16 protein-coding genes and 1 pseudogene are annotated in these 21,428 nt (G+C 65.9%); 7 read left to right on the top strand and 10 right to left on the bottom strand.

Features of this window, described 5'->3' with window-relative positions:
* Positions 1 to 32: 32 nt before the first annotated feature.
* Complete coding sequence (locus QP609_RS08695; protein ID WP_019661304.1) at positions 33 to 1,241, top strand: acetyl-CoA C-acyltransferase; 1,209 nt, start codon at positions 33 to 35, stop codon at positions 1,239 to 1,241.
* A gap of 475 nt (positions 1,242 to 1,716) precedes the next feature.
* Here the strand turns inward: QP609_RS08695 and galU are convergent, their stop codons facing one another.
* From galU to cmk, 8 genes are all read right to left on the bottom strand, one after another.
* Complete coding sequence (gene galU / locus QP609_RS08690) at positions 1,717 to 2,595, bottom strand: UTP--glucose-1-phosphate uridylyltransferase GalU (protein WP_032960751.1); 879 nt, start codon at positions 2,593 to 2,595, stop codon at positions 1,717 to 1,719.
* A complete protein-coding gene (locus QP609_RS08685; RefSeq protein ID WP_014646852.1) occupies positions 2,592 to 4,505 on the bottom strand; it encodes a nucleoside-diphosphate sugar epimerase/dehydratase in 1,914 nt (637 codons plus the stop codon). The genes galU and QP609_RS08685 overlap by 4 nt, the downstream gene beginning before the upstream one ends.
* Positions 4,506 to 4,508: 3 nt before the next feature.
* Positions 4,509 to 5,498, bottom strand: a complete 990-nt coding sequence (locus tag QP609_RS08680) for a glycosyltransferase family 4 protein (RefSeq protein ID WP_046430191.1) — start codon at positions 5,496 to 5,498, stop codon at positions 4,509 to 4,511.
* A gap of 3 nt (positions 5,499 to 5,501) precedes the next feature.
* Positions 5,502 to 6,680, bottom strand: a complete 1,179-nt coding sequence (gene lapB / locus QP609_RS08675; protein WP_014646850.1) for a lipopolysaccharide assembly protein LapB — start codon at positions 6,678 to 6,680, stop codon at positions 5,502 to 5,504.
* A 6-nt stretch (positions 6,681 to 6,686) separates the two neighbouring features.
* Positions 6,687 to 6,971, bottom strand: a complete 285-nt coding sequence (locus QP609_RS08670) for a LapA family protein (RefSeq protein ID WP_014646849.1) — start codon at positions 6,969 to 6,971, stop codon at positions 6,687 to 6,689.
* Between the two features lie 77 nt (positions 6,972 to 7,048).
* On the bottom strand, positions 7,049 to 7,354 hold the full coding sequence (locus tag QP609_RS08665; RefSeq protein ID WP_005409286.1) for an integration host factor subunit beta: 306 nt from the start codon (positions 7,352 to 7,354) through the stop codon (positions 7,049 to 7,051).
* Positions 7,355 to 7,441: 87 nt separating this feature from the next.
* A complete protein-coding gene (rpsA, locus tag QP609_RS08660) occupies positions 7,442 to 9,127 on the bottom strand; it encodes a 30S ribosomal protein S1 (RefSeq protein WP_005416230.1) in 1,686 nt (561 codons plus the stop codon).
* A gap of 198 nt (positions 9,128 to 9,325) precedes the next feature.
* Entirely contained in the window at positions 9,326 to 10,003 is a 678-nt protein-coding gene (gene cmk / locus QP609_RS08655) for a (d)CMP kinase (RefSeq protein ID WP_014036894.1), read from the bottom strand.
* 197 nt (positions 10,004 to 10,200) lie between these two features.
* On the opposite strand from cmk, the gene ykgO reads away from it, so the two are divergent.
* The 6 genes from ykgO to QP609_RS08625 all read left to right on the top strand — a co-directional run bounded on the left by ykgO (position 10,201) and on the right by QP609_RS08625 (position 14,696).
* Positions 10,201 to 10,326: a type B 50S ribosomal protein L36 gene (gene ykgO / locus QP609_RS08650; RefSeq protein WP_005409283.1), complete on the top strand. Its 126-nt coding sequence runs from the start codon at positions 10,201 to 10,203 to the stop codon at positions 10,324 to 10,326.
* A 145-nt stretch (positions 10,327 to 10,471) separates the two neighbouring features.
* Complete coding sequence (locus QP609_RS08645) at positions 10,472 to 10,801, top strand: hypothetical protein (protein WP_005416228.1); 330 nt, start codon at positions 10,472 to 10,474, stop codon at positions 10,799 to 10,801.
* A gap of 39 nt (positions 10,802 to 10,840) precedes the next feature.
* The gene (locus QP609_RS08640) at positions 10,841 to 11,878 is read left to right on the top strand and encodes an agmatine deiminase family protein (RefSeq protein WP_014646848.1); all 1,038 of its coding nucleotides are present in this window, start codon (positions 10,841 to 10,843) and stop codon (positions 11,876 to 11,878) included.
* 160 nt (positions 11,879 to 12,038) lie between these two features.
* The gene (locus tag QP609_RS08635; RefSeq protein WP_008267821.1) at positions 12,039 to 12,926 is read left to right on the top strand and encodes a carbon-nitrogen hydrolase; all 888 of its coding nucleotides are present in this window, start codon (positions 12,039 to 12,041) and stop codon (positions 12,924 to 12,926) included.
* 14 nt (positions 12,927 to 12,940) lie between these two features.
* Positions 12,941 to 13,471 (top strand): GNAT family N-acetyltransferase, encoded by a 531-nt coding sequence (locus QP609_RS08630; RefSeq protein ID WP_069117148.1) that lies wholly within the window; start codon positions 12,941 to 12,943, stop codon positions 13,469 to 13,471.
* Positions 13,464 to 14,696 (top strand): TraB/GumN family protein, encoded by a 1,233-nt coding sequence (locus QP609_RS08625; protein WP_041863327.1) that lies wholly within the window; start codon positions 13,464 to 13,466, stop codon positions 14,694 to 14,696. The genes QP609_RS08630 and QP609_RS08625 overlap by 8 nt, the downstream gene beginning before the upstream one ends.
* Positions 14,697 to 14,831: 135 nt before the next feature.
* Here the strand turns inward: QP609_RS08625 and QP609_RS08620 are convergent, their stop codons facing one another.
* A complete protein-coding gene (locus QP609_RS08620) occupies positions 14,832 to 17,918 on the bottom strand; it encodes an efflux RND transporter permease subunit (RefSeq protein WP_014646844.1) in 3,087 nt (1,028 codons plus the stop codon).
* Positions 17,915 to 21,370: pseudogene (locus QP609_RS08615) on the bottom strand (efflux RND transporter permease subunit); the annotation flags it as partial. The pseudogene QP609_RS08615 and the gene QP609_RS08620, both read right to left, overlap by 4 nt.
* Between the last annotated feature and the right edge of the window lie 58 nt (positions 21,371 to 21,428).

The raw sequence follows: 21,428 nt of genomic DNA, 5'->3' as shown, positions 1-21,428 counted from the left end.
ACTCCGGCTAAAAAATTCAAGAGATCACTGCAATGACCAAGCAAATCCAGGACGCCTACATCGTCGCCGCCACCCGTACCCCGGTTGGCAAGGCGCCCAAGGGCATGTTCCGCAACACCCGCCCCGACGACATGCTTGCGCACGTGCTGCGCAGCGTCGTCGCCCAGGCCCCGGGCGTGGACGTCAACCGCATCGATGACGCCATCATCGGTTGCGCCATGCCGGAAGCCGAGCAGGGCATGAACGTGGCCCGCATCGGCGTGCTGCTGGCCGGCCTGCCGAACACCATCGCCGCACAGACCGTGAACCGCTTCTGCTCCTCCGGCCTGCAGGCCGTGGCGCAGGCCGCCGACGCGATCCGCCTGGGCAACGCCGACCTGATGCTGGCCGGCGGCACCGAGTCGATGTCGATGGTGCCGATGATGGGCAACAAGATCGCCATGGCGCCGAGCGTGTTCGACAACGACCACGTTGCCATCGCCTACGGCATGGGCATCACCGCCGAGAAGGTCGCCGAAGAGTGGAAGGTCTCGCGCGAAGACCAGGATGCCTTTGCCCTGGCCTCGCACCAGAAGGCCATGGCCGCGATCCAGAACGGCGAGTTCAAGGACGAGATCAGCCCGTACGAGATCGTCTCGCACCTGCCGGACCTGGCCGACGGCCAGCGAATCATCACCCGCAACAAGATCGCCGACACCGACGAAGGCCCCCGCCCGGATTCCTCGGCCGAAGGCCTGGCCAAGCTGCGCCCGGTGTTCCGCAACGGCCAGTTCGGCGGCACCGTCACCGCCGGCAACTCGTCGCAGATGAGCGACGGCGCCGGCGCCGTGCTGCTGGCCTCGGAGCAGGCGATCAAGGATTACGGCCTGACCCCGCTGGCCCGTTTCGTCAGCTTCTCGGTGGCCGGCGTGCGCCCGGAAGTGATGGGCATCGGCCCGATCGCCGCGATCCCGAAGGCACTGAAGCAGGCCGGCCTGACCCAGGACCAGCTGGACTGGATCGAGCTCAACGAAGCCTTCGCCGCGCAGTCGCTGGCGGTGATCCGTGACTGCGGCCTGGACCCGGCCAAGGTCAACCCGCTGGGCGGCGCGATTGCCCTGGGCCACCCGCTGGGTGCGACCGGCGCGATCCGTACCGCAACCCTGCTGCACGGCCTGCGTCGTCGCCAGCAGAAGTACGGCATGGTGACGATGTGCATCGGCACCGGCATGGGTGCGGCGGGTATTTTCGAGGCGCTGTAAGGTTCAAGGCGTTGCCTCGTTGGGCTTCATGGCGTGGGTCGGGTTGGCAGGGCTGCCCGGGACACGCCGTGAACCCTTCCATGGGGGCTCGATGGCGCCATCCATGGCGCCAACGGTCCCGGGCAGCCCTGCCAACCCGGCCCTTCCAGCCTCCCCGCGGCGGAGGGATGAGCAAAGGCAGGGTCAAAGGCTGGGGTCAGATCCCTTTGCTGCGCAAAGGGATCTGACCCCAACCCACGAAAAAAGGCAGCCAGTGGCTGCCTTTTTGCTTTTGCTTCTGCCTTTGATTCCGCCCTTCCCGTCCGCGCCACACGGAAACTGTCGAGAGGGGGCGGATGGCCCTCTCCAAAACCGTTGGCGCCATGGATGGCGCCATCGAGCACCATGGAAGGGCTTTGGCGTGTTTTGGAGAGGGCCACCCGCCCCCTCCCCCACGTATCAATCAAGGCGCCGCACGGAGCGCTTGATAAAACCCTTATTCCGCCAGCATCGCCGCCAGCTTCTCCCGCGCCGGGCCAGCCAGCTTCGGGTTGTCCAGCGCGAAGCGGATCGTCGCCTCCACCAGACCCAGGTGCGTGCCGCAGTCGAAGCGGGTGCCCTCGAAACGATAGGCATCGACTTCTTCGGTCTTCAGCAGCTCGGCAATCGCATCGGTCAGCTGGATCTCGCCGCCGGCACCGGTCTGGGTCTGTTCCAGCAGCTCGAAGATCTTCGGGCTGAGCACGTAACGGCCCACCACCGCCAAGTCGCTCGGCGCGTCCTCCGGCTTCGGCTTCTCGACGATCTGCGAAATACGGCCCTTGCGGCCATCGAACGCGTCGGTGGCGACGATGCCGTAACTGGCGGTCTTATCGTGCGGCACGTCTTCGACCGCGATCACGCTGGCGCCACTGGCTTCGTTGAGGTCGGCCATCTGCTTCAGCGCGCCCGCACCGCGGTTCCAGATCAGGTCGTCGGGCAGCAGTACGGCAAACGGCTCGTCACCGATCACCGACCTGGCACACAGCACCGCGTGCCCGAGGCCCAGCGCCTCGGCCTGGGTCACGAAGATCGCGCGCACACCATTGGGGAGCACGTGCCGGATCAGTTCCAGCTGCTCCTGCTTGCCAGCGCGCTCAAGCTTCTGCTCCAGCTCGTACGCCTTGTCGAAATAGTCGGCAACGGCGTGCTTGTAGCGGTTGGTGATGAACACCAGCGTGTCACAGCCGGCTTCGATCGCCTCATCCACCGCGTACTGGATCAGCGGCCGATCAATGATCGGCAGCATCTCCTTCGGCACAGTCTTGGTTGCTGGCAAAAAACGCGTCCCCAATCCTGCCACCGGGAAAACTGCTTTGCGAATTCGCTTGCTCATTGGTGCCTGTTGGCCTCACGTGCCGGAAAAGGCACGACTTTAGCGGATGAAATGTAAGCATCCTGTTCGATTGGCGAGAATTCCGGCATCGTCGCAAACAGGATTTCCTGGATGCGGGCGGTGTCGTAGCTGGCAATCGCCTCGCGCAGGCGCGGAACGTTGCCCAGCACCAGGTCGCGCGAGAACGTACGCACGCCGGCTTCAAGAATCTTCGGGTGCGCGGTGGAGCGGTAATCTTCGTCCGAATAGAACAGCGTCTCGTGCAGCTTCTCGCCCGGACGCAGGCCGGTATAGATGATCTGGATGTCCTTGTACGGCTGCTTGCCGGTCAGGCGGATCATCTGTTCGGCCAGCACGCGGATCGGCACCGGCTCGCCCATGTCGAGGGTATAGATCGCACCATGCGACGCCGATGCGGCCGCCTGCAGGATCAGCTGGCAGGCCTCGGGAATGGTCATGAAGTAGCGGCTGACTTCCGGGTCGGTGACCGTGACCGGGCCACCGCGCAGGATCTGCTCGCGGAACAGCGGCACCACGCTGCCGGCCGACGCCAGCACGTTGCCGAAGCGCACCGTGACAAAACGGGTATGCGTGGACTTCTGGTCCAGGCTCTGGCAGATCATCTCGGCGTAGCGCTTGCTCGCGCCCAGCGCATTGACCGGGTCGACCGCCTTGTCGGTGGAGATGAACACGAAATGCTCCACGCGGGCTTCCAGGCAGGCGCGCGCGACGTTCTCGGTCGCCAGGATGTTGTTGCGCACTGCTTCACGCAGCTGGCGTTCCAGCACCGGTACATGCTTGTAGGCGGCCGCATGGAAAGCGGTATCGACCGGGTGCAGCGACAGCGCGTGGCGGATCACCGCTGGGTCACCGCAGTCGCCCAGCACCGCCTCGATCTCGACATCGGGGAAGCTGCGACGCAGCTCGCCTTCGATGGTCAGCAGCAGCAGCTCGCTGATCTCCAGCAGGATGATGCGACCGGCACCATGCCGCGCGCACTGGCGGCACAGCTCCGAGCCGATCGAACCACCGGCGCCGGTAACCATCACGGTGCGCCCACCCAACCAGCCGCGGATCAGGTTCCAGTCCGGCATGATCGGCTTGCGCCCCAGCAGGTCCTCGATCGCCACTTCCTTCAGCTGGCCCGGCAGCGACTGGCCCTGCAGGATGTCACTGAGCTTGGGCACGGTACGGAACGGCACGCCGGTGCTTTCGCAGATCGCGACGACGCGCTGCATGCCTGCGGCGTCCAGCGACGGCATGGCAATGACCAGCAGCTTGGCAGCGGTCTCGCGGACCACCGTCGGCGCGTCATCCAGCGTACCCAGGATCGGCAGGCCCTGCAGCTTGGCGCCACGCAGGTGCGGCGCGTCGTCGAGCAGGCCGACCGGCTCGAAGTTGCCGGAGCGGCGCAGGTCGCGCACCAGGGTCTCGGCCGCCTGGCCGGCGCCGAGGATCAGCACGCGGCGGGCGCTGGAATCGGACTGCAGTGCCTGGTAGTCCTTCCAGGCGCGGTACAGCAGGCGCGGCGCGCCGAGCAGTGCCGACAGCGCGAACGGGTAGATCACCAGCACCGACATGGGTACGCCGTCGAAGCGCTTCCACATCAGCACCAGGATGATGGCCACCATGCCGATGAAGCTGGCCTTGAAGATGTTCAGCAGGTCGCTGACGCTGGCAAACCGCCACAGGCCGCGGTACAGGCCCACGCGCCAGAACACCAGGCCCTGCAGCAGCAGGACCAGGGTGGTATCGACGTTCCACAGGGGCAGCGCCGGGGCGTTGGGCAGGATCGAGTAACGCCCTGCATGGAGCAGCTGCCAGCATGCCCAGACCATGAAGAGGTCGTGGCAGACGATGGCCGAACGCGGCATCAGGCCGAGGATTCTGTCCCGCCAGGGTGAAGCCATAATTCAGGTAATTCCTTGTCGGTGGCGCATTCCATTGCGCAGGAGGAGCCAGAGGACGCTCAGCGCGATGAACCACGCGATCGCCACGACAGCCTCCCACCTCGGCTGCAAATTGGAGCAGACATTGAACACTGTAATACTGAACAGACCCAAAGCAAAGTACATCCCTGTCACCTGCGGGTGACTGGCTCCTGCCTGCACCGCGCGCTGGTAGACATGCTGGGTATGGGGTTCCATCCAGCGTTGTCCGGAAATGATGCGCGCCAGCAGTGTGAAGCCCGCGTCCACGAGGAACGGCGAAACCGGTACCAGCAGCAGGATCCAGTTGATATCGGTACGCACGCTGGCGATCGCCAGCACCACTGCGACCGCATACCCCAGCGCGCCGCTTCCAACATCGCCCATGAAGATCCGGGCGCGAGGGAAGTTGAACGGCAGGAATCCAAGGCAGGCCAGGCCCAGCGCCACGGCGGCCAGTGAATAGGGCCACGGCAGTACCGGCGCCAGCCCCAGCATCGCCACAACGGCCTGGCTGGCGGCGATGCCATTGATGCCGTCCATGAAGTTCCAGATGTTGATCAGCGACGCGGTGAACAGCAGCACCAGCACCGCCAACAGCCAGCTGCCACCATTCACCTTGACCAGGCCGGCCAACAGCGCTGCGGCGATGAAATGCACCAGCAGGCGACGCATCGCCGGCAGGGGCTTGTGGTCGTCCCACCAGCCGATACCGGCCACCAGCACCAGCCCAAGGCTGGCCACCAGCACCGTCGGCGTGCTTTCGGGCCAGGCCCAGATGGCCACGCCGGCGGTCACCAGCAGGCTGATGACGATGGCGATGCCGCCACCGCGCGGGGTGGCAACGCTATGGCTGCGACGCTCGCCCGGCTGGTCCATCAACTGCTGGCGCAGTGCATAGCCCCGCGCAGCCCAGGTCAGCAACGCACTGAGCAGGGCGAGCCCCAGCAGCGCGCCCATCACAAGCCAGGGCATGGATCAGAGCACCGCGTAGTTCAGCAGCGGCTTGACCGTCCCCCACTCCTTGCAGCTTGGGCACTGCCAGTGGTGGGTACGCGCACCGAAGCCGCAGCGCGTGCAGCGATAGGCCGGGTTGCGCACCAGCAGCTGGTCGGTGATGTGCTTGAGGTCATGCAGGGTGGCGGTGGAATCGGCTCCCTCGGCGAGGGTCAGATCGATCAGCGCTGATTCGCCACGTACCGACGGGCGATCCTTGAGCTGGCGACCGAGGTAGGCACGGGCCGGCGCCACGCCTTCCTGCTCTTCCATCAACCGGGTCAGCGCCAGTACCGGGGCGATGCCGCGGTAGTGCTCGGTCATCTCCGACAGGAACGCGCGTGCACCTGCCAGATCGCCGACCCTGCGATAGTTCTGCATCAGTGCCGGCAGCAGTTCCGGCAGGTATTCGGGGTCGTTGCGCGCGGCGCGCTCGAAGGCGCGCACGGCGGCCTCTGGATTGCCCGCGTCGGTTTCCAGCCGGCCCTCGATGATGCCGGCGCGCACCGACATCGCGTCGGCCTGGTAGGCGCGGGCGATCGCTGCCCTCGCCTCTTCCAGCTTGCCGGCGCCACGGAAACGTTCGGCCAGTTCGCATTCGAACTGTCCGATCAGCTTGCCCATCGGCTCGCCGGTGACGTCCTCGAAACGGGTCGCGTTGTCGATCGCCTTTTCCCAGTCGCGCTCGGCCTGGTAGATGCCGATCAGGTGCTTGAGCGCCTGCGGTGCGCGCTGATCCAGCTGCGCCAGCTCGGTGAACACGGTCTCGGCACGGTCCAGCAGGCCGGACTTCATGTAATCCTCGCCCAGCGCCAGCAGGGCCTGCACGCGCTGTGCATCACTGAGGTCGTGGCGGTTGACCAGGCCCTGGTGCAGGCGGATGGCGCGGTCGACTTCGCCGCGGCGGCGGAACAGGTGGCCCAGCGCGACCTGGGTCTCGAAGGTTTCCTTGTCCAGCTCGGCGATGTGCAGGAACAGCTCGATGGCCTTGTCCGGCTGCTCGTTGAGCAGGTAGTTCAGGCCACGGAAATAGGTGCTCGACAGGCGGCTGACCTGGCTGTCACCGTGGCGTTGACCACCGCGCCGCCCGATCACCCACCCAGCCAGGGCGGCCAGCGGAACGAACAGGAAGAACCAGAACCACTCGGTGACGAAATCCATCTTCGATCAGCGTCCATCAAAAGATTGAGGGGAAGCAACCGGTGCCGGCGTGGCGGCAGCGGACTTGTTGGCGCGGCGCAGCTGGCTGTAGAGCGGAATGACCACGCTCACCAGCACCAGGCCAGCGCCAACGATGACGCCGATCAGCAACGCGGCAATGATGGCCACGCCGACCGAGGTCTTAAGCTGGGTGAACAGCAGGTTGATGGTCATCTCGTCCATGTTCATGGCACCGATGATCAACCCAAGAATGAGTACCGCCAGCAGGACCAGCAGACGAAAAACCTTCATGCGACAGCTCCAGTGGCAGGAGTCCGTAGCTTATCCGACTCGCGGCTGGATTCGCACGCGGTGGCGCGACGGAAGGCTCAGGCCGGATCGGCGTCCAGCGGCAGCACACTGCTGACCCGCTCGCGCAGTTCCTTGCCCGGCTTGAAATGGGGGACATGCTTGCCCGGCAGGGCAACCGATTCGCCGGTCTTCGGGTTGCGACCCAGGCGCGGCGGACGATAGTGCAGCGAGAAGCTGCCAAATCCACGGATTTCGATGCGATCCCCGGCGGACAGCGATCCGCCCATCATTTCCAGCAACGACTTCACCGCCAGATCGACATCATCGGCCTTCAGGTGCGCCTGGCGGCGCGCAAGGATTTCGATCAGTTCGGATTTGGTCATTACCGGCTCACATCAGGGGCATCTCAGCCTGAAACGGCCCGGGCAATGCCCGGGCCGTCCAGGAAACAACGAACAGCGTAAGGCCGATTACTCGGACTTGTTGCCGTTCAGCTGTGCACGCAGCAGCGCGCCCAGCTGGGTGGTGCCGCTGGAAGCCGAAGAGGACTGGTATTCCTCCAGCACTTCGCGCATTTCCGCGTCGTCCTTGGCCTTGATCGACAGCTGCAGGGTACGGCCCTTGCGGTCCATGCCCACGAACTTGGCTTCGACCTTGTCGCCGACCTTCAGGTGCTGGGTGGCGTCGTCAACGCGCTCGTTGGCGATGTCGCGGGCCGAGACGTAACCTTCGATGCCGTCAGCCAGCTCGATGATCGCGCCCTTGGCGTCGACTTCCTTCACCACGCCTTCAACCTTGGAGCCCTTCGGATTGGCAGCCATGTACTGGCCGAACGGATCCTGCTCCAGCTGCTTCACGCCCAGGGAGATGCGCTCGCGCTCCGGATCGACAGCCAGGACGACGGCGTCCAGGGTATCGCCCTTCTTGAAGTTGCGAACGACGTCTTCGCCGGTGGTGTTCCAGCTGATGTCGGACAGGTGGACCAGGCCGTCGATGCCGCCGTCCAGGCCGATGAAGATGCCGAAGTCGGTGATCGACTTGATCTGGCCCGACACCTTGTCACCCTTCTTGTGGGTGGCAGCGAAGGTTTCCCACGGATTGGCGGCAACCTGCTTCATGCCCAGCGAGATACGGCGACGCTCTTCATCGACGTCCAGCACCATCACTTCGACTTCATCACCAACCTGGACAACCTTGGACGGGTTGACGTTCTTGTTGGTCCAATCCATCTCCGAGACGTGCACCAGGCCTTCGACGCCCGGCTCGATCTCAACGAACGCACCGTAATCGGTGACGTTGGAGACCTTGCCGAAGACGCGGCTGTTGGCCGGGTAACGACGGCCGATGTTGTCCCACGGATCCTCGCCCAGCTGCTTCAGGCCCAGCGAAACGCGGTTGCGCTCGCGGTCGAACTTCAGCACGCGGACGTCCAGCTCGTCGCCGACGTTCACGACTTCCGACGGGTGACGCACGCGCTTCCACGCCATGTCGGTGATGTGCAGCAGGCCGTCGATACCGCCCAGGTCCACGAACGCGCCGTAATCGGTCAGGTTCTTGACGACACCCTTCAGGATCGCGCCTTCCTGCAGCTTGTCCATCAGCTGCTCGCGCTCTTCCGAGTGCTCGCTTTCGACGACAGCGCGGCGCGAGACCACGACGTTGTTACGCTTGCGGTCCAGCTTGATGAGCTTGAACTCGAGTTCCTTGCCTTCCAGGTAGGCCGGATCGCGCACCGGGCGCACATCGACCAGGGAACCCGGCAGGAAGGCGCGGACATCCTTGATGTCCACGGTGAAACCACCCTTGACCTTGCCGCTGATGCGGCCGGTGATGGTTTCGTTCTTTTCCAACGCTTCTTCCAGCTCGTCCCACACCATCGCGCGCTTGGCCTTCTCGCGCGACAGGACGGTTTCGCCGAAGCCGTTCTCGATCGAGTCGAGGGCGACCTTGACGATGTCGCCTTCGGCGACGTCGATTTCGCCAGCGTCGTTACGGAACTGTTCGATCGGCACGATGCCTTCGGACTTCAGGCCAGCGTTGATCACCACGACGTCGCCGCGGACTTCAACAACGGTACCGCTGACGATGGCGCCCGGCTTCAGCTTGGCCAGATTGGCCTGGCTGGCTTCAAACAGTTCGGCAAATGATTCGGTCATTAGATTTACTCTGTTGGACACATGGGTCGGTGGCGTCCCCTTCAGGGGAATGGCGACCGCCCGCCTGTTGGTCGACCCCGGAAACGCAGGTCGTGTGTAGTAGGAAAACCGCCACGCATCATTGCGCGACGGAGCTGGTACAGCACTGCTATGCGCGACCACCGCCGATGCTGCTGGCAGCGCTCCCGCGCGAACGGATCAGGCAGCCGGAACCGGAAGCAGATCCATCACTCTGGCAACGACATCATCGATGCCGATGCCTGTGGTGTCGATGAGGACAGCATCGTCTGCCGGCTTCAGGGGCGCCACGGTACGCTGGGCATCACGGGCGTCGCGGGCCATGATCTCGCGCAGGAGGTCATCAAAGTTAACAGAAACCCCCTTGTCTTTCAACTGCTTATGCCGGCGCTCGGCGCGCTCCTCGGCACTGGCGGTCAGGAAGACCTTGTAGGAGGCGTCCGGGAAGATCACCGTGCCCATGTCGCGGCCGTCGGCGACCAGGCCCGGCAGCTCCCTGAATGCGCGCTGGCGCTCCTTCAGGGCAGCGCGGACCTCGGGAATGGCGGCAATGGCCGAGGCCAGCGCACCGGTGGTCTCCAGGCGCAGCTCGTCGGTGGCATCGGTGCCGTTGACCATGACCCGCATGGCATCGCCCTGCTCGACAAACTGAACGTGGGTGTCGAAGGTGCAACGCACCAGCGCCGAGGCGTCGGAGGTATCGATGTCGGCCCAGCTTGCGGCCACGCCCACCGCCCGGTACAGCGCGCCCGAATCCAGGTAATGCCAGCCCATCCGGCGCGCGATGATGCGGCTGATGGTACCCTTGCCGGCCCCGGATGGGCCGTCGATGGTCAGGACGGGAGCGAGTGGATTCATGGGGGTCCCAGAGCGTGTGAAGAGGCCATTCTAGCCCCTGCCAGACGCCCCCAGCGGGATCTTTTGTGCAACCACTTGAAACCACGAGGAAAAGCCCGGTAGAATGGCGGGCTTGAACGAGCGTCAACTGCCGATTGTCTTTCGCATATCGCGGCCACGCTCCACCCGAACAACTACTGTTTACGCCGAGGTATGCCATGAAAGTCCTGTCCTCCCTGAAGTCGGCGAAGGCCCGTCACCGTGACTGCAAGGTCGTGCGTCGTCGTGGCAAGATCTTCGTCATCTGCAAGTCGAACCCGCGTTTCAAGGCGCGTCAGCGCTAAGCCTCACAGCCTTCCGGCTGCGGCTGGCCCTACGCGGGGCCGACCCGATGCAAGAAACCGCCTTCGGGCGGTTTTTTGTTTATGCGGCTTTTTCCTGCCGTTTTTGCTGTAATCGCCTTTCTTGACCACTGGGGAGTAGATCGAGATGAAGCGTTACCTGTCCGCCCTGGCCGTGATGGCCACCCTGGCCGCCGCCACACCGGCACTGGCCGATACCCTGCTTGTCGACCGTGCCCGCGAGAAGCCGGCCGGTGCCCTGCCCGTGCGCGGCCAGAGCATGCAGCAGGTGCAGGCGCAGTTCGGCGCGCCCAGCGAGCAGCTGCAGCCGCGTGGCGGGCAGAAGCGGCAATGGCCGACCATCAACCGCTGGGTGTACCCGCAGTTCACCGTCTACTTCGAGAAGCAGAAGGTGATCGACGTGGTGGCCAACCAGGCGGACCCGAACGAAATCGGCCCGAAACCGCCGATCCGTTGATCCCATTACCCGCCGTGGGCGGGCCTGCGTAGCGAGACCATGAACCAGACCCTTCGTTTTCCTGCCGAGTGGGAAGCCCAGAGCGGCGTCCTGATTGCCTGGCCCACCGCCGATACCGACTGGGCTGACCGCCTGGGCCAGGTGGAAGAGACCTACATCGCCCTGGTCGCGGCCATCACCCGCTTCCAGCCGGTGCTGATCTGCGTGGCCGACGACGATGTGGAGACCTACGCCGAGATGCGACTGCGCTCCAACCGCATCGACATGGACAAGGTCCACTTCACCACGGCGGCCTACGACGATACCTGGCTGCGCGACTCCGGCCCGATCACCCTGCGCCGTGCCGACGGCGGCTTCCAGCTGCTGGATTTCCGCTTCACCGGCTGGGGCGGCAAGTTCGACGCCACCCTGGATGACCAGCTGGTGGGCGTGCTCGACCAGGCCGGCGTATTCAACGATGCGCCGGTCCGCAGCATTCCGTTCGCGCTGGAAGGCGGCGGCATCGAGACCGACGGTGAAGGCACCCTGCTGACCACCTGGAAGTGCCTGCACGAGCGCCACCCGGACCGCGACCGCGCCAGCCTGAGCGCCGACCTGGCCGACTGGCTGCAGCAGGACCGCGTGCTGTGGCTGGACCACGGCTACCTGGAAGGCGACGACACCGACGCGCACATCGATACCCTCGCCCGCTTCGCCTCCGCTGACAGCATCGTCTACCAGGCCTGCGACGACGAGAGCGACTCGCATTACGCCGAACTGCAGGCGATGGGCAATGAGCTGGCCGCGCTACGCACCAGGGATGGCCAGCCGTACCGCCTGTTCCCGCTGCCGTGGGCCCGGCCGGTGATCGACGAAGGCCGTCGCCTGGCTGCCTCGTACGCCAACTACCTGATCGTCAACGGCGCGGTGCTGATGCCGGCCTATGGCGACCCGGCCGATGACCTGGCCCGCGACGTGCTGGCACAGGCGCACCCGGGCCGAGAGATCGTGCAGGTGCCCTGCCGCTCGCTGATCTGGCAGAACGGCAGCCTGCACTGCATCACCATGCAGCTGCCGGCCGGGCTGTTGAAGGCGTAACGGTCGTGCCGGCCGCTGGCCGGCAACCCTGCAATGCCTGATGGATCCACGGGATTGCCGGCCAGCGGCCGGCACTACCCGCTGCGCCATTCAGCGCGCGACACGCCGTCGCCGCCCATCCGCGCTAACATGCTGGTTTTCCCCCGCAGGAACGCCCCGCATGAACTCGCGCAGCCCCCTTACCGTCGCCCTGATCCAGGAGCGCAACCACGGTGATGCCGCCGCCAACCTGGCGGTGATCGAAGCACGCGTGGCCGAGGCGGCTGCGCAGGGTGCCAAGCTGGTGCTGCTGCAGGAACTGCATAACGGCCCGTACTTCTGCCAGCACGAATCGGTGGACGAGTTCGACCTGGCCGAGCCGATTCCGGGCCCGAGCACCGAGCGCCTTGGCGCGCTGGCGAAGAAGCATGGCGTGGTGCTGGTCGGCTCGCTGTTCGAGCGCCGCGCTGCCGGGCTGTACCACAACACCGCCGTGGTGTTCGAGAAGGACGGTACGCTGCTCGGCAAGTACCGCAAGATGCATATCCCGGACGACCCGGGCTTCTACGAGAAGTTCTACTTCACCCCGGGCGACATCGGCTTCACGCCGATCGATACCTCGGTGGGCCGCCTGGGCGTGCTGGTGTGCTGGGACCAGTGGTACCCGGAAGCGGCGCGCCTGATGGCGCTGGCCGGCGCCGAGCTGTTGCTGTATCCGACTGCGATCGGCTGGGATCCGGACGACGTGCAGGACGAGAAGACCCGCCAGCGCGACGCCTGGGTGCTGAGCCATCGCGGCCACGCCGTGGCCAACGGCCTGCCGGTGCTGAGCTGCAACCGCGTCGGCCACGAGGCTTCGCCGCTGGGCGCGTCGGGCATCCAGTTCTGGGGCAACAGCCACGTGCTCGGCCCGCAGGGCGAGTTCCTGGCCGAGGCCGGCACCGAGGCCACCGTGCTGCTGTGCGACGTCGACCTGCAGCGCAGCGAGCACGTGCGCCGCATCTGGCCGTTCCTGCGTGATCGCCGCATCGATGCCTACGGCGACCTGCTCAAGCGCTACATCGACTGAGCCGGAGCCCGCGCATGGCCGTCCTCATCCGTGATGCCGGCCCGGCCGACATCGACGCGATCACCGCGATCTATGCGGTGGAAGTGACTGACTTCGTCAACACCTACGAGTACGACATTCCGGACGCGACCGAGATGCTGCGCCGCATGCGCGACATCGTCGATCGCGGCTTCCCCTACCTGGTCGCCGAGATCGACGGCCAGGTCGCCGGCTATGCCTACGCCAACACCTACCGCACCCGCGTCGCCTACCAGTGGACCGTTGAGAACTCGGTCTACGTCGATGCCCGCTTCCAGGGCCAGGGCGTCGGCACCGGCCTGCTGCAGGCGTTGATCAACGCCTGCATCGCACGTGGCTACCGGCAGATGGTGGCGGTGATCGGCGAGCCGACCAACACTGCTTCAATCAAGCTGCACGAACGCTTCGGCTTCGAACTGGTGGGCGTGTTCCGTGGCCTCGGCCGCAAGCATGGCCGCTGGCTGGACACCGTGCAGATGCAGCGCGCGCTCGGCGATGGCGCCGACACCGCACCTTCCAATGAATGAACCCATGACCGAAACCCTTCCCGAGACCGGTGACGACCTGTTCGCCGGCCAGCCGGTGCGCGTCGTCGAACGCGACGGCGTGCGCTACACCCTGCTGGGCACCGCCCACGTCTCCCGCGCCAGCGTCGAGGCCGTGGAAAAAGCCATCGACAGCGGCCGCTTCGATGCGGTTGCCGTCGAGCTGGACCCGCAGCGCCTGCAGGCGCTGAGCGACCCGGACACGCTGGCCAAGCTCGACCTGGTCGAGGTGATCCGCAAGGGCCGCGTCGCCCTGTTCGCCGCCAACCTGGCCCTGTCCGCCTACCAGCGCCGCCTGGCCGAACAACTCGACATCGAGCCGGGCGCGGAACTGAAACGCGCGGTGGAACTGGCGCGCGAACGCGACCTGCCGGTGCACCTGATCGACCGCGAGGTCGGCCTGACCTTCCGCCGGGCGTCGCAGCGGCTTGGGTTCTTCGGCAAGCTGAAGCTGGTTGCCGGGCTGGGCGCCGGCCTGTTCTCGTCCGAGGAAGTGGGCGAGAACGAGATCGAAAAGCTCAAGCAGGGCGACATGCTGGAATCGAGCTTTGGTGAGTTCGCCAGCGAGAGCCCGGCGCTGTACGAGACCATCATCGGTGAGCGCGACCGTTACATGGCCACGCGCCTGCGCGAGGAGCACACCCCGCAGCAGCGTGAAGTGCTGGCGGTGGTCGGCGCCGGTCACCTGGCCGGGCTGGCGCGCTACCTGGAAACCGATACCGAGGCACCGGCGCCGCTGCGCGCCGAGCTGGAGGCGGTGCCGAAGAAGCGCAACATCCCGTGGTTCACGCTCGGCATCCTGGCGATCGTGGCGACCGGCATCGGTGTGGGCTTCTACCGCGGCGGCCTGGGCGTGGGCACCGAGCTGCTGGCGACCTGGGCAATGTATACCGGCGGCCTGGCGGGCCTGGGCTGCCTGCTGGCAGGCGGTCACCCGCTGAGCATTCTTACCGCGATCGCGGTGGCCCCGTTCAAGCCGTTCCGCCTGAGCATCCCGACCGGCGCATTCTCGGCGCTGGTGGAAGCGCGCCTGCGCAAGCCGGCCTACGAAGACTTCCTGAAGCTGCGCGACGATGCGCAGAGCCTGAAGGGCTGGTACCGCAATCGCGTTACCCGCGTGGTGCTGACCTTCATGCTGACCAACATCGGCAGCATGCTCGGCCTGTGGCTGACCACCTTCAAGGTGTGGGGCAAGGTGGCGGGGTAAGCCTCTCAACCGGCCACAGAATCTGTAGCGCCCGAGCCCATGCTCGGGCGACGCGGCGACGCGGCGAGCAGAAAAAAAGGGGGAGACCGCCCCACTACGACCGGCCTCCCCCACACCACAACACGTTGGCGCGCATTACAGCCGGGCAGCGCCCGGCTCCATCCTCTCCAGCCCGCGTGCACGGCGGATCAACCGCGTCACGGCATTGCGCAGGTCATCGAGCACCGCATAGATCGTCGGCAGGAACAGCAGGCTGACCACCGTCGAGAACGCCAGCCCGCCCGCAATTGCACGCGCCATCGGCGAATACTCCGGGCCATTGCCGAACATCTGCGTATCGGTCAGCGAGATCGGGATCATCGCCAGGATCGCCGTGCCCATGGTCATCATGATCGGGCGCAGGCGTTCGCGTGAGCCTTCCACCAGCGCCTGGGTGCGGCCCATGCCGCTGCGCCGCAGGTTGTTGATGTGCTCGATCATCACGATGCCGTTGTTCACCACCACGCCCATCAGCACCAGGATGCCGATGAAGGACATGATCCCGAACGAGGTGCCGGTGATCCAGAACAGCCAGAACACGCCGAAGATCGAGAACAGCACGCCGCTCATGATCGCCGCCGGGAACAGCAGCGACTCGAACACCGCCGCCATCACCACGTAGATCATCACCAGTGCGATCAGCAGGTTGAACACCATCTGCTGCATGGCCTCGTCGTCGTTGCCGTAGTCGCCGCCGTCGAAAGTGAAGCCATAGCCGGCCGGGAAGTTCATCGGCTTGAGCACGGCTTCGATCGCCTTGCGCCCGTCCGGCGCGGTGACCTTCTCGGCCAGGTTGGCCTTGATGGTCAACGTGGTCTGGCGGTTGGTGCGGCCGATCTGGGTGGCCGACGAACCAACGTCCACGGTGACCAGGCTCAGCAGCGGCACGCTGCGGCCATCGCCGGTGCGCACGCTGAAACCGGCCAGGTCTTCCGGGCTGCTCTGCTCGGCGCCGGCAAAGCGCACCCACACCGGCACTTCGTTGTCACCGCGGCGGAACTCGCGCATCGGCGCGCCGCGCAGCGCCAGGCCGACGAAGCTGGCCACCTGCTCGGCATTGAAGCCGAACGCTGCGGCACGCTCGCGGTCGACGCGCACCTTCAGCTCGCCGCCCTTCTCGCCGTTGTCGATGCGCACGTCACGCAGCTCGGCACGCTGCGCCAGCAACGGCACCACTTCCTGGCCGATCTCCTGCAGCATCGAGCTGGAGTCGCCCACCAGCTGCACCTGCACGCCCTGGTTGCTGCCGCCACCGCCATCGCCGCCCTGGTTGCCGACGAAGTAATCGGTGCGTGCCGACTTCGGCAGGCCCTTGCGCAGTTCCTCCTGCAGCGACTTGATGTCCTTGGCGTATTTTTCGTCCAGGGTGACCACCGTGGAGCTGCCTTCCTGCTCGCTGTACCAGGAATACACCTGCTTCACGTGCAGGCGCTCGCGGTTCTGGTCGATCCAGTTCTCCACCCGCGCCACTTCCTCGGACATCTGGCGGTAGGTGTAGGCGCCCTTCCACATGTAGCCGATGAAGATGTCCTTGCCACCCTCACCACCGAACATGTCGACCTTGGTCAGCTTCATCGGCACCAGGCTGACCAGCACCACGAGCAGGATGCCGAGCAGGCTCCAACCGCGGTGATGCAGTGACCAGTCCAGCAGCTGCGCATAGCGTCGCTGCAGGCGCGCGATCAGGCCGGTCTGCGAGTGCACCAGCTTGGGCGTGGCCATGCGCGCGGACAGCATCGGGATCAGGCTGACCGCCACCAGCCACGAGGCCAGCAGCGAGACCGAGATGGTGATCGCGATCTGCGCCATGAAGATGCTGATGTTGTTGGTCTCGCCGAACAGGTTCGGCACGAACACGATGCAGTGGCACAGCGTGCCGGCGCTGAGCGCGATGGCCACGTTGCGGGTGCCGATGATCGAGGCCAGCCGTGGCTGCCCCGGCATGCGCTCGCGCTCCTGGTAGATGCTCTCCACCACCACCACCGCATTGTCGACCAGCATGCCGACGGCCAGCAGCAGGCCCATCATGGTCAGGATGTTGAGTGTCACCCCGACGAAGTACATGAAGCCGAGGGTGATGGTGAAGCAGATCGGAATGGCCAGCGTCACCATCAGCGTCGACGGCCAATGGCGCAGGAAGAAGAACAGCACGGTGACCGACAGGATCAGGCCGACCGCGCCGGCCTCGGCCAGCTCCAGCAGCGAGGACGTCACTGCCTTGCCCTGGTTGTCGATCACCTTGATCTGCACGTCGCGCATCGACGGCTGCGCGCGGATCGCCTCGACTTCGGCCAGCGCCGCACGCGAAACGTCCACCAGGTTGGCGCTGCGTTCCTTGAAGATGTCCAGGCCCACCGCCGGGTTGCCGTCCAGGCGGCGCCCGTAGTTCATCCGCGCCGGCTTCAGGCGGACGTCGGCGATGTCGCCCAGGCGCAGGCCCTTGGCGTTGATCACCAGGTCGCGCATCTCCTGAAGGTCGGTGATCTCGCCTACCGGCTGCACGCGCACGCGTTGGCCGTTGTCATCGATCTGCCCGGCCGAGATCGAGAAGTTCAGCGTGCGCAGGCGCTCGCTCAGCTCGTTGATGCTCAACCCATGCGCGTTGAGCCGGTTCGGATCGATGGCGATCTCCACCTCGTTCGGCGGCGCACCGGTGATGTCGACCCGGGCCACACCGGGAATACGCTCGATGCGCCGCTTGAACTCACGGTCGAGCATGTCATAGGCGGTGGTCAGGTCGGTGGTGCTGGCCAGCCGCACCTTCAGCACGGGCTGGTCGCTGCTGGACCACTTGAACACGTTGTAGCGCTGCAGGTCGTCGGGCAGGTCGCTGCGGATCGCGTCGATACGCTCGCGCGCGTCCGACGCGGCAATGGCGATGTCGCGGTCCCAGTCGCTGAACTCGATGTAGATCAGCGCCGCCTCGGAGGTGGCCGACGAGCGCATGCGCTTGATGCCGGTCATCGTCGCCAGCGATTCCTCGACTGGACGGATGATGGTCCGTTCCACTTCTTCCGGGGTCGAGCCGGTGTAGGGAATCTGCACGAACAGGAACGGCGCGGAGATGTCCGGCAACGCCTCCAGCGGCAGCCGGAACGAAGCGATCAGGCCGATCACCACCAGCGACACGAAGCACATGATGGTGGTGACCGGGCGGCGGATGGAGAACTCGGCAACACTCATGCCGGTTCCTCCACACCCGCTGTGCCGCCCTCGTCGCCATGCAGGCCTTCACCGGCGTGCTTGCGGCCGCGCTCACGGTAGTAGGCGTCGCCGCGACGATCCATCAGGTCGTACACCACCGGGATCACCAGCAGCGTCAGCAGCGTCGACACCAGCAGGCCACCGATCACGGTGATCGCCATCGGTGCACGCACTTCGGCGCCCTCGCCCATCGCCACCGCCAGCGGCAGGAAGCCGAACAGCGTGCACAGCGTGGTCATGATGATCGGGCGCAGGCGGGAACGCGCACCCTCCACCAGCGCCTCATGCTTGGCCACGCCGGCCTCGCGCAGCTGGTTGACCTTGTCGATCAGGATGATCGCATTCTTGGTGACCAGGCCGACCAGCAGGATCAGGCCGATGAACACCACCACCGAGATCGGCTTTCCGGTCAGCATCAGCGCCAGGATCGCGCCGACCAGCGCCAGCGGGATGGTGAACAGGATCACGAACGGGTGCAGCAGGGATTCGAACTGCGAGGCCATCACCAGGTAGACCAGGAAGATCGCCAGGCCGAAGGCGAAGATCAGCGACTTCGCCGCCTGCGCCAGTTCCTCGCCCTGGCCGCCGATGTGCAGGCCGACGCCCGCGCCCAGCGGCTGCTCGGCCACCATCTGCTGCACTTCGCGCATGGCGGCGCCCAGGTCGATGTCGCGCAGGTTGGCCGATACCACCGCGACCCGGGTCTGGTCGGCACGATGGATCTCGCTGGGGCCGGTGGTGGCGACCACGTCGGCCACCGCGTCCAGGGTCACCGGGCGGGTGCTGCCCGGATTGACGATCAGCCGGCGGATGCTCTCCACGCTGGCGCGGTCACCTTCCTGGGCGCGCACCAGCACGTCGATCTTGCGGTCACGGAAGCTGTAGCGGGTGGCGACGTCGCCACGCACCTTCTTCACCACCACGTCGGCGATCTGGCGGGTGGTCAGGCCCAGCGCACCGGCGCGCTCCTGGTCGAAGCGGATCTGGATTTCCGGGAAGCCCTCTTCCACCGTCGACTTCACGTCGGCGTAGTGGGCGTTGCCGCGCAGCATCGCCGCCAGGCGCTGGCCGGCCACTTCCAGGGTCGCCATGTCCTGCCCGCGCAGTTCGATTTCCAGCGGCGTGGAAAAGCTGAACAACGCCGGCCGCGCGAAGTCGACCTGGGCACCCGGGTGCTGGCTCATGGTGCCGCGCAGGCGCTCGGTGATCGCCGCTTCAGTGTGCGCATTGCCGCCACCTTCCATCACCACGGTCAGCTTGCCGATGTTCTCGCCACTTTCGGTCGGGCTGGCATCCAGCCGGGTGCCGCTGCCACTGACGCCATACAGCGAGGCCACGCCTTCGCCCTTGCCATGCGCCAGCTGCAGCTCGCGCACCAGCGCATCGGTCTGCTTCAGCGGCGTGCCGGCCGGCAGCTTCACCGTCATTTCGAAACGGTCCTGCGCCAGCTGCGGGATCAGGTCGGCGCCAAGCATCGGCACCAGCGCCATGGTCGCCACGAAAATGATGGCTGCCACGCCCAGCACCTTGCCGGGATGCGCCAGCGCACTCGGCAGCAGGCGCAGGTAGCCTCGCTCGGCGCCTGCATAGGGCTTCATCGCCAGGTCGCTGGCCTTGCGCATCACCGGGCCGACCACCGCCACCACGCCGCGCCACAGGCGCACCACGAGCCAGGCCAGCGCATAGAAGCTCCAGCGCACGCTGGCGAGCACGCCACGGCGGCCCAGTGCAACCGGCTTCTGCCAACGCTTCTGCGGCTGCCATGCTGCGTTCGGCGCCTCTTCCGGGAACGCCAGCGGCGGCCGCCCCTTCAGCGAGCTCAGCATCGGGATCAGGGTCATCGACACCAGCAGCGAGATCGCGATGGCGATCGCCACGGTCAGCGCCTGGTCGCGGAACAGCTGCCCGGCGATGCCATCGACGAACACCAGCGGCAGGAACACCGCGATGGTGGTCAGGGTCGAGGCGACCACGGCCATGCTCACTTCACGGGTGCCGGCGATCGCCGCCTGCAGGATGCCCAGGCCACGCTCACGGGCCTTGGCGATGCTCTCCAGCACCACGATCGAGTCATCCACCACCAGGCCGGTGGCCAATGCCAGGCCACCCAGCGACATCACGTTCAAGCTCAGGCCGAGCTGGCCCATGAAGAAGAACGTGGCGATGATCGAGACCGGCAACGACAGGCTGATCACGAACGTACTCCAGCCATCGCGCAGGAACAGGAAGATGATCAGGATCGCCAGCAGGCCGCCGATCACGGCATCCTTCTTGACGTCGGCGATGGCGTGCTCGATGAAGCGCGACTGGTCCTCGATGGTGGTCAGCTCGACATCGGACGGGAACGTGCCCTTGATCTGCTCCAGGCGCTTGCGCAGCGCTTCAGCGGTGGACACGGTGTTGGCGTCGCCTTCCTTGTAGATGGCCAGCTCGACCGACTCCTTGCCGCCCAGGCGGATGATCGCTTCGCGCTCCTTGTAGCCCTGGCGCACGGTGGCCACGTCCTTCAGGCGCACCGGCACGCCGTTGGCAACCACGCTGGAGCCACCGCCGGACGATGCGCTCTGTGCCGCCGACGCCGCCGCGATGGCGGCCGCCGAACCGGTCGACGCGGCGATGTTGAACATCTGCTGCAGCGCCGAGTCCGCCGCGCTGCCATTGGCGGCCTGGGTGGTCACCAGCAGGTTGCGGATCTCCTCCAGGTCGGCGAACTGGTTGACGGTACGCACCAGGAAGCGCTGCGAGCCCTCCTCCAGGCGGCCGCCGGAAATGTTGATGTTCTCGTCCTTCAGGCGCTTGATGACGGTGTCGATCGGCAGGTTCAGCTGGGCAAGCTTCTGCTGGTCGATGTCGACCTGGATCTCGTCCTCCAGGCCGCCGCCCACCTTCACTGCCGCCACACCGGTGACCGGCTCCAGCTTCTTCTTGAGGTCTTCATCGGCATAGCGGCGCAGGCCGGTCAGCTCGCGCACCGCATCGGCATCGCTGGTCGGCGCCGTCTTGTTCGACAGCACCAGGCGCATGATCGGCTCGGTTGACGGATTGAAGCGCAGCAGCACCGGGGCCTTGGCCTCCAGCGGCAGGTTCAGCGCTTCCATCTTGTCGCGCACCTCCAGGCTGGCCTGGTCCATGTTGGTGCCCCAGGCGAATTCCAGCACCACGTCGCTCTGGCCGGTGCGCGAGACCGACTTCAGCTTGCGCAGGTTCTTGACCACGCCGACCGCTTCTTCGACCGGCTGGGTGATCAGGGTTTCGATTTCAGTCGGCGCTGCACCGGTGTATTCGGTGCGCACGGTCAGCGTCGGGTAGCTCAGGTCGGGCAGCAGGTTGACCTTGAGATTGCCCAGCGCGATCAGGCCGAACAGCAGCAGCGTGACCGTGCACATGGCGATGGTCACGCGGCGGCGGGTGGCAAACTCCACCAGGCCGCCGCGCATGCCGGCGGCGGCGCCGTCGCTCGCCGGCGAGGCACCGTGGTCGTGGCCCGGG

Source organism: Stenotrophomonas sp. 8(2023), assembly GCF_030345295.1.
Taxonomy (GTDB): Bacteria; Pseudomonadota; Gammaproteobacteria; order Xanthomonadales; family Xanthomonadaceae; genus Stenotrophomonas; species Stenotrophomonas muris.
The sequence above is the reverse complement of the archived record's forward strand: the minus strand, read 5'-3'. Positions and strand labels throughout refer to the sequence as shown.